The following is a 12,721-nucleotide window of genomic DNA, read 5'->3' as shown; positions in this document are numbered from 1 at the left end:
CAGGACGCCCGGCGTCGTCACCGCCGCGGCTCCCCGCGGTACGTGCCGAAGGACCAGAGGTTCCCCTCGGGGTCCCGGAGCACGAGCTCGCGGCTCCCGTAGTCCGTGTCCCGCAGCGGCACGACGACGCGACCGCTGGTACCCGGCACGCGCTCGCGCAGCCGGGCGTCGAGCGCCTCGATCGCGGCGTCGTCGGGCACGACGGCGTACGTGCCGCACGTCCCCGGCTCGCGCGACCACTCCCGCTCGGGGGAGTGGCTGCCGAGCATGATCCCGCCGCCGTGCGGCCAGTCGAGCTGGGCGTGCGCGACGTCGCGGTCGTCGCCCGCCATGACGGCCGTCGCGACGAACCCGACGACGTCGGTGAGGAACGCGACGAGCGCGCGGGCGTCGCGCGCCTGGAGGGTGGGCCAGACCTGGGGGCGCGGTGTCCCGGTCGGTGTCCCGGCCGCGTCGGCGGCGGGGGTGTGGTCAGCGGTGTCCCGGGTGCTCTCGTGGATGCTCATGGTCCCAGGCTGGGCCGTCGGTGTGGCCCCCGGCTTGGATGTTCCCGACCTCTTCCCGGACCCATCCGGTCGGGGTCGTGCCGGCGAACCGCCGGAAGTCGCGCACGAGGTGGGAGTGGTCGGCGTACCCGGCGCTCGCGGCGACGTCCGCGAGCGTGCGGGGCCCGCGGCCGAGGGCGAGGCGCTGCACCGCGCGACGGGCGGCGTCGAACCGCGCGAGCCCGCGCGCCGCGCGCGGCGAGACCCCGAGCTCCGCCCGGAACAGCGTCTCCAGGCGGCGCTCGCCCAGCGCCACGTGGCGGGCCACGTCCCGGACCCGGGCGCGCCCGTGCGTGCGCACCAGCACCCGCCACGCCTCCGCGACGTCGGGCCGCACGCCGTCGCGCCGGGCGACGGAGCCACCCGGCGCGACGCCCCCGGGCTGCGTGAGCACCGCCCGCACGACGTCGAACGCCGCGGGCCACGAGCCCGCCTCGGCCACCTGCTCGCGCAACCGTTCGGCGACGGGCCCGAGCACCGCGTCCGCGTCCTCGACGAGCCCGAGCTCGCCGGCCCGGACGCCGAGCAGCTCCCGGCACGCGAGGGGGTCGAGGGCGAGCTGCACGCCCGCCTGCTCGGGCGGCTGGTGGATGTACGCGGGCCGCGTGTGCAGACCGCCGACGAGCGAGGCGTAACCCACCGGGGCGTCGTCCGGCCCGACCGCCGTCGGCACGGCGCCCGCGGTGCTCACGACGAGCGTGAGCCACGGCGACGGCAGGCCGCGGTGGACGGACGGCGTGCCGTCCGTCGTCGCGGTCCGCAGGCGGTATCCGACCATCGACACGACGCCGGGCGGCAGCGCCCGCGGCAGGGCTCGCACGTACTCGTGCACGGCTCCAGGCTAGGCACTCACGTCGCGGGTCGCAGACCGCGCACCTGCGGGACGTCGGTGCCGGTGGCCGCGCGGCGCACGTGGGAGCGCGCGTGCTCGACGGCGTCGTCGAGCGTGTCGAACAGGTGGTTCTCGTGCCGGAGCTCGGCGAGCGCGCCGACGTTCGTGAGCAGCGCGCGGTGCCGGTCCTGGACGCCCTTGACGAGGACGGTCACCCCGCGCGCCTCGAGGCCCTCGATGAGCCCGCCGAGCGCCTTCGCCCCGGTCGCGTCGACCATGCGGAGCTGGGAGAGCCGCAGGACGACCACGGCGACGTCCTCGTGCGCCGAGGCGTCGGTCACCTCGGCGAGCACGCGGTCGGCGGCACCGAAGAACATGGACCCCTCGAGCCGGAAGAGCGCGACGTGCTCGTCGCCCGGCTCGGCGGGGCCGGGCAGCGGCTCGCGGTGGACCCCGGAGGCGCGGGCGACGGTCCGCAGCGCGAAGAACGCGGCGACGAGGATGCCGATCTCGATGGCCTGCACGAGGTCGAACGCGACGGTGACGACGGCAGTCACGGCGAAGGTCGCCGCGCTGGAGCGCCCGGCCCCGACGACGGAGCGGATCGTGCGCCCGCCGATCATCCGGAAGCTCGTCACCATGAGGACGCCGGCGAGCGCGGCGAGCGGGATCCGCGAGACCGGGCCGGTGGCGAGGTACATGACCGCGAGGATCACGACCGCGTGCACGACGGCGGAGAGCCGCGTGCGGGCGCCGGAGCGCACGTTGACCGCGGTGCGGGCGATGGCCCCCGTGGCCGGCATGCCGCCGAAGAGGCCGCTGGCGACGGAGGCGACGCCCTGGCCGACGAGCTCTCGGTCGGGCTGGTAGACGGAACCGCCGCCCGGCCCGGACTGCACCATGGTCGCTGCGACGCGCGCGGACAGCAGGGACTCGATCGCGGCGAGCGCGGCGATGGCGAGCGCGGCGCCGCCGAGGTCGCGCAGCGCGCCGGGCGTGACCGACGGCAGGACGGGCGCGGGCAGCGACGACGGCAGCGCACCGATGCGCGGGACGGGCGCGCCGAGCACCTCGACGAGGACGGTGGCGAGCACGACCGCGACGAGCGACGCGGGGATCCCCGCGTGGAGCCGGGGGAGCAGCACCATGGTCGCGGCGACGAGCGCGACGCAGCCGAGCGTCCACAGCACCGGGGCGGCGGGGACGTCGGTGACGGCGGCGCGCACGGCCTCCACGGCGGACACGAGGGTGTTGTGGCCGGGCGCGACCTCGACGCCGACCGCGGCCGGGACCTGCTGGAGGAAGATGATGCACGCGATCCCGAGCGTGAACCCCTCGACGACCGGCCACGGGATGTACGTGACGACCCGGCCGAGCCGGGCGAGCCCGGCGACGAGGACCACGAGCCCGGCGAGGACGGTGACGAGCGCCACGGAGCCTGGGCCGTGCGCGACGACGACGGGCGCGAGCACGACCGCCATCGCCCCGGTCGGTCCGGACACCTGGTGGTTCGACCCGCCGAGGACCGCCGCGACGACGCCGGCGACGACGGCGGTGACGAGCCCGGCGGCGGCCCCGACGCCGGAGCTGACGCCGAACGCGAGCGCGAGCGGGAGCGCGACGACGCCCACGGTGACGCCGGCGAGGAGGTCGGCGCGCAGGGTCCGGGGGCGCAGGTCGTAGTCGGAGCGGCGGGGCAGCAGGTCGCGGACGGCGGCGAGGCGGTTCATGCCGAGGGGGACGACGCCGTGGTCGCGTCGAGCACCGCGCGCGCGGTCGCGCCGGGCAGGGCCGGGAGCCGCCGCGCGGCCTCGAGCTGGTCGGACGCGCCGGCGAGGTTCGACAGGAGGAACGCCCGCGCGACGACGAGCAGCTCGGCGACGAGCGGCTCGGCGAGGCGGTACTCGACGGCGTTCCCGCTGCGCGTCGAGGTGACGACGCCTGCCCGGCGCAGCACCGCGAGGTGCTGGGAGAGCTGGGACGCCTCGCACCCGGTGACGTCGAGCAGCACGGAGACGGGCGCGGTGTGGTCGGCGTCGGCGGCGAGGACCTCGAGCACCTGGATCCGCGTGGGGTGCGCGAGGCACCGGAAGAGCTCGGCCTTGATGCGGTAGAGGGGGGCGGTCTCGTCGGTGCCGGGGGCACCGTCGTCGGGTCGGGGTGGGCGGGGCACGGGTCCTCCGGGCTACGGAATGATGGCTTGCGCAATCCATCAAACCATGGCGAGCGGCGTCCGGCGGCCCGCCCGGGATAGCCTGCCGCCATGACCGCCGCGCCCGACCCGAGCACCGACACGCCTCCTGCGGACCCGGCGGCCGAGGGCGCGGGGCACCCGACGCTCGGCCGCGTCGTGCGGACGCTGGACGAGCTGTACCCGCCGTCGACGGCGGAGGACTGGGACGCCGTCGGCCTGGTCGCCGGCGACCCGGACGCGCCCGTGCGCAAGGTGCTGCTCGCCGTCGACCCCGTCGAGGAGGTCGCGGACGAGGCGCTGGCCTGGGGCGCCGACCTCCTCGTGACGCACCACCCGCTGTTCCTGCGGCCCGTGCACTCCGTCGCCGCGACGACCTTCAAGGGCTCGCTCGTGCACCGCCTCATCCGGGGCGGCTGCGCGCTCTACGTCGCGCACACCAACGCCGACGCTGCGCAGCGCGGGGTCGCGGACGCCCTCGCCGACGCGCTCGACCTCCTGCACCGCGTCCCCCTCGTGCCGCACCCCGCGCCGTCGCCGCACGAGGCGGCGCGCACCGGCACCGGCCGCGTGGGCCGGCTCGCGGAGCCGACGACGTTGCGCGCCTTCGCGGAGCGCGTCGCGCAGGTGCTGCCCCCGACGGTGCAGGGCGTGCGCGTGGCGGGCGACCTCGACGCGCGCGTCGAGTCGGTGGCGGTCGTGGGCGGGTCCGGCGACTCGCTGTTCGACGCCGTGCGCGCGAGCGGGGCCGACGTCTACCTCACCTCCGACCTGCGCCACCACCCCGTGTCCGAGCTGCGCGAGCGCGCGCGGCTCGGCGGCGGCGAGGCCGGGACGCCGTTCCTCGTCGACGTGCCGCACTACGCCTCGGAGTGGCCGTGGCTCCGCTACGCTGCCGAGGACCTCGTGCGCGTCCTCGCGCGCTCCGGCGCGGCCGTGGAGACGCGGGTCAGCACGCTCGTCACCGACCCGTGGACGGCGCGGTTCCCGTCCGCACCCGCCGACCCCGCAGCCGACGCCGGACCGCCCCGCGCCACCGCGCAGGGCTGACGCCCGCGGCGCGTCGACCCCCACCCGTCCCCACCGACCCGCACGCCGGCCCCCGCCCCGGGGCCCACGAAAGGAACCACCCGTGGCCACTGCACCGCCCGCCGACCAGCTCCGCCTGCTCGACGTCCAGGAGCTCGACACGCGTGCCCAGCAGCTCGCGCACCAGCGCAAGAACCTGCCGGAGCACGCGCGCATCGCCGAGCTCGACGCCCAGCTCGAGGACCTGCGCGGCAAGCTCGTGGAGTCGCGGACCGCGGTGAGCGACCTCCGGCGCGAGCTGACCAAGGCCGAGGGTGACGTCGAGCAGGTGCGGACGCGCGCCGCGCGCGACCAGTCCCGCCTGGACTCCGGCCAGGTCGGGGCGAAGGACGCTCAGGCGCTCGTCGCCGAGCTCGAGTCGCTCGCGCGCCGGCAGGGCGTCCTCGAGGAGGTCGAGCTCGACGTCATGGAGCGCCTCGAGGCGCACGAGGAGGCCCTCGCGAAGCTCGAGTCGGCGCACGCCGAGCTCGAGTCCGCCAAGGCCGAGGTCGTGGCCGCGCGCGACGCCCGGTACGCCGAGCTCGACGCCGAAGCCGCGCAGGTCGCGGGGCGGCGCACGGACGCCGTCGCCGGCCTCGACGCGGGCCTGCTCGCGCTCTACGAGCGCGTGCGCGACCAGAACGGCGGGCGTGGCGTCGTCGCGCTGCGCGGCCAGCACGTCGACGGGCTCAACGTCTCGCTGAGCCCGGCCGAGCTCGCGGCGATCACGTCGGCCGCGCCCGACCAGGTGGTGCGGCTCGAGGACTACGGCCACATCGTGGTGCGGCCGGAGGGCGCCGGCGCGTGAGCGGCACCAGCGGTCGGCAGCTCGTCGTCGAGGCCGACGGCGGCTCCCGCGGCAACCCGGGGCCCGCGGGCTTCGGGGCGCTCGTCCGCGACGCCGCGACCGGCCAGGTGCTCGCCGAGCGGGCCGCGTACCTCGGCACGACGACGAACAACGTCGCCGAGTACTCGGGCCTCGTCGCCGGTCTGCGCGCCGCCGCGGAGATCGACCCGGACGCGCGCGTGACCGTCCGGATGGACTCGCGGCTCGTCGTCGAGCAGATGTCGGGGCGCTGGCAGATCAAGCACGACGACATGCGCCGCCTGGCGGCCGAGGCCGCGGCGGTGCTGCCGGCCGCCCAGGTCACCTACGAGTGGGTGCCGCGCGCGCAGAACGCGGCGGCCGACGCCCTCGCCAACGAGGCGATGGACACCCGCGGGACGGTCGTGCGCGACCACGAGCCCGCGGACACGTCGGAGGTGCGGTCCGGCGCCGCGGCCGACCCCGCCACCGAGACCGCGCCCGTCTCCGTGGACGGGACGACCCTCCCCGCCGTCCCCGAGGGCGCGGCGCTCGACACGCCCGCTCGGCCGTCGGGCGCCACCGTCCGGTTCGACGACGCGCCCGCGCTCACGGTCGTGCTCGTGCGCCACGGCCAGACGCCGCTCACCGTCGCGGGCGCGTTCAGCGGCTCGTCGGTCCCGGGGCCGTCGCTCACCGCGCGCGGCCGGACGCAGGCCGCGCAGGCCGCGGACCTGGTGTTCCGGATCGGTCGCCAGGCGTGGCCCGACCTGCCGCGCCCGTCGGCCGTCGTCTCCTCGCCCATGGTCCGGGCCCAGGAGACCGCGCGCGCCGTCGGCCGCCGCCTCGGGGTGCCCGTGACGACGGACGACCGGTTCGCCGAGGTGGACTTCGGCGCGTGGGAAGGGCTCACGGCCGCGGAGGTCGACGCCGGGTGGCCCGGCCTCCTGCCCGCCTGGTACACGACCGGGACGACGCCGGCCCCGGGCGGCGAGTCCGCCGCCGACGTCGGCGTGCGCGTCCGGCAGGGGCTGCGTGACCTCGTCGACACCATGCTGCCGGGTGCCGGGCCCGCGGGCCGCACCGTCGTCGTCGTGGGTCACGCCGTCCAGGTGCGGGCCGCGATCGGGACGGCCGTGGGCGCGCCGCCCGAGCAGTGGTCGCGCATCCGCGTCCCTCCGGCGTCGGTGAGCATCCTGCGGTTGTGGGCCGACGGCACGAACGAGCTCACGGCCCAGGGCGTCCCGAGCGACCTCTGACCCGGCCGAGGTAGAGGCCTGGTAGCGCGAGGTAGAGGCATGGTCGTGACCAGGCCTCTACCTCGGCGGCCTCGGACGCGCGGTGCGGGCGATCTGGAGACCGGTCTCCACCCAGGCGTCGAGCTCGCGCGTGTCCGCCAGGCGTGGACCGTCGACGACGACCCACCCCGCCATCGTGCGGGTGCCCATCGTCATCGGCCGGGCGCCGCGCTCCAGGGCGGCGGTGCGTCCGCCCGTGCCGACCCGCACCATGAGGGCGTCCCCGGTGATCGCGACCGCCATGTGCCCGTCGACGAGGAACGCGAGGCCGCCGAACATCGTCCGCTCCTCGAACGGGGCGCGGGGCGCCAGCACCGCGCGGACGCGGTCGGCGAGGTCTTGGCTGACGGCCATGGGTCCACTGTGGACCCCTGCCCGTCCCGGCGCAGTGGCACGCGGCGCCGGCCCGGTCCGACAACCGCGCCGGACCGCTCAGGAGATCACGAGCTCGAGCGTGCGCGGGCCGCTGCGGGTCGTGGCGTCGTGCAGCGTGGCCTCGATCAGCCGGTAGGTGAGGCCCGAGCCGACCTCGGTCCCGATCACCGTGCCGACGAGCTCGCGCGCGGCGTCCAGCAGCCCGGCCGCGGACGACGGCGACGCCGCCTCCCGGCGCACGAGGTGCCCGGCGAGCACGCCGCGCGTGTGCTTGGCGTTGTGCGAGACGACGGTCCGCTTCCCGGCGTGCTCGCGCACGACCCGCACCGCGACCCACTCGGCCGCCCGCGGGCCCGACGTCCGCGGCTTCCACGCGCCCACGTACGTCGCGGACCGGCAGTCCACGACGACGTCGCCCGCGGCCCGCTCGTCGAGCACGGGGCCGAGGTGGGGCCGCCACGCGGTGGCGAGCTTCCCGACGCCCGGCAGGTCCACCGCCATGGAGAGCCGGTACGCCGGGACGCGGTCGGCAGGGGAGAGCGCGCCCCACAGCCCCGACACGACGCGCACGTCCTCGCGGGCCCGACGCGCGGGCTCCCCGCCCGCGGCGAGCGCCCCCGCGAGGTCCGCGGCGCCGTACAGCACGCCCGTGTACACGTCGGCTGCCGGACCGGCCGGGGCCGAGCGCAGCATGGTGTTGCGCCGCACCTCCTCGGCGAGCCCCGGCGTCGTGCCCAGGACCTCGTGGGCGTCCGGCCGGGCGCTCGCGGCGGCGAGCGCGTCGAGGACCGTCACGCGGTGCGCGGTGAGCGCGGGGGAGGTCAGGGTGTCGAGGTCGACGGGCGGGGCGCCGTCGGGCGCGGGGGTCTTGCCCTCGGACGGGGGAGCAGCACGAGCACCGGGTCACTCTACGAGCGCGCGCGACGTCCCCGCCGCGGCTGACCGGGGCCGACGGCGTGGGGTGCGTCACGGCTACGCTCGCCCGATGGCCCAGGTGAAGATCTACGGACGGCGCAGCGTGTGGGGCGCGCGGCGGAGGGAGGTGTCCGACGCGCTGCACGACGCGCTCGTGCGCGCGTGGCAGCTCCCGCCGGACAAGCGGTTCCACCGCTTCCTGCTCCTGGACGACGACGACCTGGTCGCCCCGCGCTCGGACGCGTACCTCGTCGTCGAGGTCGTCTGCTTCACGGGCCGCACGCGCGAGGCCAAGCGCGCGCTGGTCGCGGCGCTGTACGACGACGTCGTGCCCGCCCTCGGCCTGACGGTGGACGACGTGGAGCTCGTGATCCTCGAGAGCCCGCGCGAGAACTGGGGCATCCGCGGGGTCAGCGGCGACGAGCTCGCGCTGTCGTACCGCGTCGACGTCTGACACGGTCGTCCGCTGCCGGGGGCGGCGGGGGACGGTCCGAGCCCGGTGTGCGGCCGCTCACCCTGCCTCGGCGACGACGGCCAGCACCGCGTCGCCGTACCGGGCGAGCTTGTTCTCGCCGACGCCGCTCACCAGCGCGAGCCGCTCGAGCGAGCCGGGCCGGGCGGTCGCGATCCCGCGGAGCGTCGCATCCCCGAACACGATGTACGCGGGCACGCCCTGGGTCTTCGCCTCGCCCGCCCGCCAGGCGCGCAGCGCCTCGAAGAGCGGGACGTCCGCCTCGGCCAGCTCGGCGGCGGCCGCCGCCTTCCGTCCCTTCGCCGCACGCACCGGACGAGCCGGCTCGTGCCGCATCCGGACCTCGCGGCGCCGGGCCAGGACCTCCCCGCTCGCTACGGTGAGCACGAGCGTCCCGTGCGCGCCCTCGACGGTGAGCAGCCCCTGGGCGAGGAGCTGGCGCACCACGGCCCGCCACTCGTTCTCGGACAGGTCGTCCCCGACCCCGAACACCGACAGCTCCTGGTGCCGGAACCGTCGGACCTTCTCCGTGTCCCGGCCGAGGAGGATATCGACGACCTGCCCGACGCCGAAGCGCTGCCCGCGCTCGCGGTCCAGGCGGAACACCGTCGAGAGCACCTTCTGCGCGGCGACCGTCCCGTCCCAGGCCTCGGGCGGGGCGAGGCACGTGTCGCACGACCCGCAGGCCCCCGGGTGCTCCTGGCCGAAGTAGGCGAGGAGCTGGGCGCGGCGGCACTCCACGGTCTCGCAGAGGGCGAGCATCGCGTCCAGGTGCCGGCCCAGGTTGCGCCGGTGTGCGGCGTCGCCGTCGGACGTCTCGATGAGCTTGCGCTGCTGCACGACGTCGGCGAGGCCGTAGGCCAGCCAGGCGGTGGAGGGCAGCCCGTCGCGCCCGGCGCGCCCCGTCTCCTGGTAGTACCCCTCGACGGACTTGGGCAGGTCGAGGTGCGCGACGAACCGGACGTCGGGCTTGTCGATGCCCATGCCGAAGGCGATCGTCGCGACCATGACCAGGCCGTCCTCGCGCAGGAACCGGGACTGGTTCGCGGCGCGCACCGACGCGGGGAGGCCCGCGTGGTAGGGCAGCGCCTGGATCCCGTTCTCGACGAGCGTCGCGGCGGTCCTCTCGACCGACGCGCGCGAGAGGCAGTAGACGATCCCCGCCTCCCCGGCGTGCTCGGTGCGCAGCAGGTCGAGCAGCTGCTTCTCGGGCCGGTCCTTGGGCACGATCCGGTAGGTGATGTTGGGGCGGTCGAAGTTGGAGACGAAGTGCCGTGCGCCTTCCAGGTCGAGGCGCTGGGCGATCTCGGCCCGCGTCGCGGCCGTCGCCGTCGCGGTCAGCGCGATGCGCGGGACGGACGGCCAGCGCTGGTGCAGCACCGACAGCTCGAGGTAGTCCGGCCGGAAGTCGTGGCCCCACTGGGACACGCAGTGCGCCTCGTCGATCGCGAAGAGCGCGATCGGCGTCCTGTCGAGCAGGTCGAGGGTGGCGCGGCTGCGGAGCCCCTCCGGCGCCACGTAGAGCAGGTCGAGCTCACCCGCCACGAGCGCGCGCTCCACGGCGCGGCGGTCCTCCGAGGACAGCGTGGAGTTGAGGAACGCGGCGCGGACGCCGAGCGCCGCGAGGGCGTCCACCTGGTCCTGCATGAGGGCGATGAGCGGGGAGACCACGACGCCGGTCCCCGGACGGACCAGGGCGGGGATCTGGTAGCACAGCGACTTGCCCCCGCCGGTCGGCATGAGCACCAGGGCGTCGCCGCCGTTGACGACGGTGTCGATGACGGCCGCCTGCTCACCCCGGAACGCGTCGTACCCGAAGACTCGCCGGAGCACGTCGAGCGCGGGGTCGGTCGCAGTCGCTGTGGCCACCCGGGCACCCTACCGAGGAGTTCCGACACGACGGTCCCGGCGCGTCCGCCGCACCACGAGGCGCCCGTCACGGGCGGCGGAGCTCCGCGGGCAGGTCGTCCCGGTGGCGGACGGCGAGGGACGTCACCGCGCGGGTCAGGCAGACGTACAGCCGCCGCAGGCCCGTGACCCGGTCGGGCTCGCCCCGGACGACGCCCTCCGGGTCGTCCAGCACGACGTGGTCGAACTCCAAGCCCTTCGCGAGCGACGCGGGCACGAGGTCGAGGCGCGCGTCGAACTCGACCGCGCCGTCGTCGTCCGACGCGTCGCCGACGACCGCGAAGGCGAGGCCCGCCGCGGCGAGCGCCGCGCGCGCGGCGTCCGTGCCGGCGTCGGGCCGGGCGCAGCAGCTCCTGCTCGTCCGCGGTGAGGACGCCGTCGGCGCTCGCGGCGAGGAACGCGGGGTCGACGAGGAGCCGGTGCAGCAGCGCCGTCGGCGTGACCTTCGGCCACACCGCGGCGGTGTAGTCCCGGACCGGGCGCGTGCGTGCGAGCGCGTCCCAGGCCCGCTCGTCGAGCGCCTCCCCGGACTCCTCGATCTGCACGAGGATCCGGTGCGCGAGCGCGTGCCGCAGGTGGTCGCGACCGGCGTCGAAGCGCGGCTCCCGGCCGACCACCTGCGCCACGCACTCGCGTGCCTCGTGCGCGGCGACGCGCCAGCGGCGCGCACCGCGCGGCAGCACGAGCGCCTCGGACGGATCGACGAGGTGCGACCACACGGCGCGTCGGAGCACCTCGGCCAGGCGCCCGTCGCCCTTGAGCCGGGCGACCTCCGCGGGCTCCGTGCCGCGCAGGCGGCCGTGCGCCGCGACGATCTCCTCGACGGTGGTCTGGGTCGCGTCGACCTCGCCGAGGGCAGGCAGCACGTCGCGGATGTACCGCAGGAAGCTCGCGTTGGGCCCGACGACGGTCATCCCGGCGCGGCTCACCCGCTCCCGGTGGGAGTACAGCAGGTACGCGGCGCGGTGCAGCCCGACGGCGGTCTTGCCGGTGCCCGGCGCACCCTGCACGACGACGGTCCGGTCGATCCCGCTGCGCACGATGACGTCCTGCTCGGGCTGGATGGTGGCGACGATGTCGCGCATCGGCCCGGTACGGGGCCGCTCGATCTCGGCCTCGAGGATCGCGGAGGACTCCGCAGCGGGGCCCGGGGCGGTGAGCGACTCGTCCTCGAAGCCGGTGAGGGCGCCGCGCTGGAAGCCGTAGCGGCGGCGGACGGCGACCCCCATCGGCTCGGTGCGGGTGGCGCGGTAGAAGGGCGTGCTCACCGGGGCGCGCCAGTCGACGACGAGCGGGTCGCCCTCGGGGTCGGAGACGTGGCGGCGGCCGATGTGGAAGACCTCGGCGGGCCCGGGCCCGGGGCCGGTGCCGTCGAGGTCGATGCGTCCGAAGAAGAGCGGGACGTCGGGGTCGTCGGCGAGCTGGGCGAGCCGACGGGCGAGCGCCGCCTCGAGGTACTCGGCGCTGACCCGGTCTCCCGCGAGCGCGTCGAGCGACCCCGCCCGTTCGCGCATGCGGGCGAGCTGCCTGCGGGCGTCGGCGAGGAACTCCTGCTCCCGGGCGAGCTCGGCCGACGTGTCGGTGGCGGGTGCCGCGATCGGGGCGTCGGGGGCGGACGGTTCGGCGGTGGCGGGCACGACAGACCTCCGGGAGCAGGCTTCGAGGGGGGCGGGCCATCCTACGGGCCATGACCCGCCGGCGGGCCGGTCGCTGGTCCGCCGAGCCGCCCGGGAGCGGTAGCCTTGCTGGCGCGGACGAGTCGGTCGGACGGTCGCGTCGGGAGGCCTCGTGCCTCCCGCCGAGGAACGTCCGGGCTCCGAAGGGCAAGGTGGTGGGTAACGCCCACCCGGGGTGACCCGCGGGACAGTGCCACAGAGAACAGACCGCCGCGTCGGGAAGGGCTCCGGCCCCGACCGGTGCGGTAAGGGTGAAACGGTGGTGTAAGAGACCACCAGCGGACTGGGTGACCGGTCCGGCTCGGTAAACCCCACCTGGAGCAAGGTCAGACAGACTGTGTCTGAGGGCTGCCCGCCCGATTCTCCACGGAGAAGCACAGTCGGGTAGACCGCTCGAGCCCTGCGGCGACGCAGGGCCTAGATGGATGACCGTCGCCCGCGCGAGGGTGACCTCGCGCGGGAACAGAACCCGGCGTACAGACCGACTCGTCCGCATTTATGCCTCTGACCTGCGGTTATGCATTGGTCGGTAGCAAGAACATCACAAAAACATCACAGCGGGCCGTGCGCATCGGACAAACTGGAGGTTCGGTTGCGGTCTTTGGCGGTGTCACATCCTCCAGGCGGCCTGCAGGC

12 protein-coding genes, 1 other RNA gene and 1 pseudogene are annotated in these 12,721 nt (G+C 76.1%); 6 read left to right on the top strand and 8 right to left on the bottom strand.

Going from position 1 to position 12,721, the window contains the following annotated elements; genetic code table 11:
• Nucleotides 1-17: 17 nt before the first annotated feature.
• Genes BJP59_RS10180 through BJP59_RS10165 form a run of 4 tightly spaced genes read right to left on the bottom strand, consistent with a single transcriptional unit; the run spans nt 18 to nt 3,550 of the window.
• Nucleotides 18-506, bottom strand: a complete 489-nt coding sequence (locus BJP59_RS10180; protein WP_228485001.1) for a VOC family protein — start codon at nt 504-506, stop codon at nt 18-20.
• The gene (locus BJP59_RS10175) at nt 472-1,377 is read right to left on the bottom strand and encodes a helix-turn-helix domain-containing protein (RefSeq protein WP_228485000.1); all 906 of its coding nucleotides are present in this window, start codon (nt 1,375-1,377) and stop codon (nt 472-474) included. Before BJP59_RS10175 ends, BJP59_RS10180 begins: the two co-directional genes overlap by 35 nt.
• A 17-nt stretch (nt 1,378-1,394) precedes the next feature.
• Entirely contained in the window at nt 1,395-3,107 is a 1,713-nt protein-coding gene (locus tag BJP59_RS10170) for a SulP family inorganic anion transporter (RefSeq protein ID WP_194520860.1), read from the bottom strand.
• Complete coding sequence (locus BJP59_RS10165; protein WP_076405483.1) at nt 3,104-3,550, bottom strand: ArsR/SmtB family transcription factor; 447 nt, start codon at nt 3,548-3,550, stop codon at nt 3,104-3,106. The genes BJP59_RS10170 and BJP59_RS10165 overlap by 4 nt, the downstream gene beginning before the upstream one ends.
• Nucleotides 3,551-3,640: 90 nt before the next feature.
• Here BJP59_RS10165 and BJP59_RS10160 point away from each other — a divergent pair, with 90 nt between their 5' ends.
• From BJP59_RS10160 to BJP59_RS10150, 3 genes are all read left to right on the top strand, one after another.
• Complete coding sequence (locus tag BJP59_RS10160) at nt 3,641-4,618, top strand: Nif3-like dinuclear metal center hexameric protein (protein WP_194520859.1); 978 nt, start codon at nt 3,641-3,643, stop codon at nt 4,616-4,618.
• A gap of 82 nt (nt 4,619-4,700) precedes the next feature.
• Nucleotides 4,701-5,444 (top strand): zinc ribbon domain-containing protein, encoded by a 744-nt coding sequence (locus BJP59_RS10155; RefSeq protein ID WP_034653131.1) that lies wholly within the window; start codon nt 4,701-4,703, stop codon nt 5,442-5,444.
• Nucleotides 5,441-6,700: a bifunctional RNase H/acid phosphatase gene (locus BJP59_RS10150; RefSeq protein ID WP_194520858.1), complete on the top strand. Its 1,260-nt coding sequence runs from the start codon at nt 5,441-5,443 to the stop codon at nt 6,698-6,700. The genes BJP59_RS10155 and BJP59_RS10150 overlap by 4 nt, the downstream gene beginning before the upstream one ends.
• 57 nt (nt 6,701-6,757) lie before the next feature.
• Here BJP59_RS10150 and BJP59_RS10145 read toward each other — a convergent pair whose 3' ends face one another.
• Nucleotides 6,758-7,093 (bottom strand): TfoX/Sxy family protein, encoded by a 336-nt coding sequence (locus BJP59_RS10145; RefSeq protein WP_194520857.1) that lies wholly within the window; start codon nt 7,091-7,093, stop codon nt 6,758-6,760.
• A gap of 78 nt (nt 7,094-7,171) precedes the next feature.
• Nucleotides 7,172-7,999: pseudogene (locus BJP59_RS10140) on the bottom strand (YaaA family protein); the annotation flags it as partial.
• Between the two features lie 100 nt (nt 8,000-8,099).
• On the opposite strand from BJP59_RS10140, the gene BJP59_RS10135 reads away from it, so the two are divergent.
• Nucleotides 8,100-8,483: a tautomerase family protein gene (locus BJP59_RS10135; RefSeq protein WP_194520856.1), complete on the top strand. Its 384-nt coding sequence runs from the start codon at nt 8,100-8,102 to the stop codon at nt 8,481-8,483.
• A gap of 57 nt (nt 8,484-8,540) precedes the next feature.
• Here the strand turns inward: BJP59_RS10135 and recQ are convergent, their stop codons facing one another.
• Both recQ and BJP59_RS19795 read right to left on the bottom strand, forming a co-directional pair.
• A complete protein-coding gene (gene recQ, locus BJP59_RS10130) occupies nt 8,541-10,370 on the bottom strand; it encodes a DNA helicase RecQ (protein ID WP_194520855.1) in 1,830 nt (609 codons plus the stop codon).
• A 67-nt stretch (nt 10,371-10,437) separates the two neighbouring features.
• Complete coding sequence (locus BJP59_RS19795; protein ID WP_228484999.1) at nt 10,438-10,626, bottom strand: ATP-binding domain-containing protein; 189 nt, start codon at nt 10,624-10,626, stop codon at nt 10,438-10,440.
• Between the two features lie 337 nt (nt 10,627-10,963).
• Here BJP59_RS19795 and BJP59_RS19790 point away from each other — a divergent pair, with 337 nt between their 5' ends.
• Both BJP59_RS19790 and rnpB read left to right on the top strand, forming a co-directional pair.
• Nucleotides 10,964-12,100: a hypothetical protein gene (locus BJP59_RS19790; protein WP_228484998.1), complete on the top strand. Its 1,137-nt coding sequence runs from the start codon at nt 10,964-10,966 to the stop codon at nt 12,098-12,100.
• A gap of 64 nt (nt 12,101-12,164) precedes the next feature.
• An RNA gene (gene rnpB, locus BJP59_RS10120) (RNase P RNA component class A) lies at nt 12,165-12,578 on the top strand.
• The last annotated feature ends 143 nt before the right edge of the window (nt 12,579-12,721 follow it).

The organism is Cellulosimicrobium sp. JZ28 (assembly GCF_015327065.1).
Lineage (GTDB): Bacteria > Actinomycetota > Actinomycetes > Actinomycetales > Cellulomonadaceae > Cellulosimicrobium > Cellulosimicrobium funkei.
This window is presented reverse-complemented; position numbering and strand designations above follow the sequence as displayed.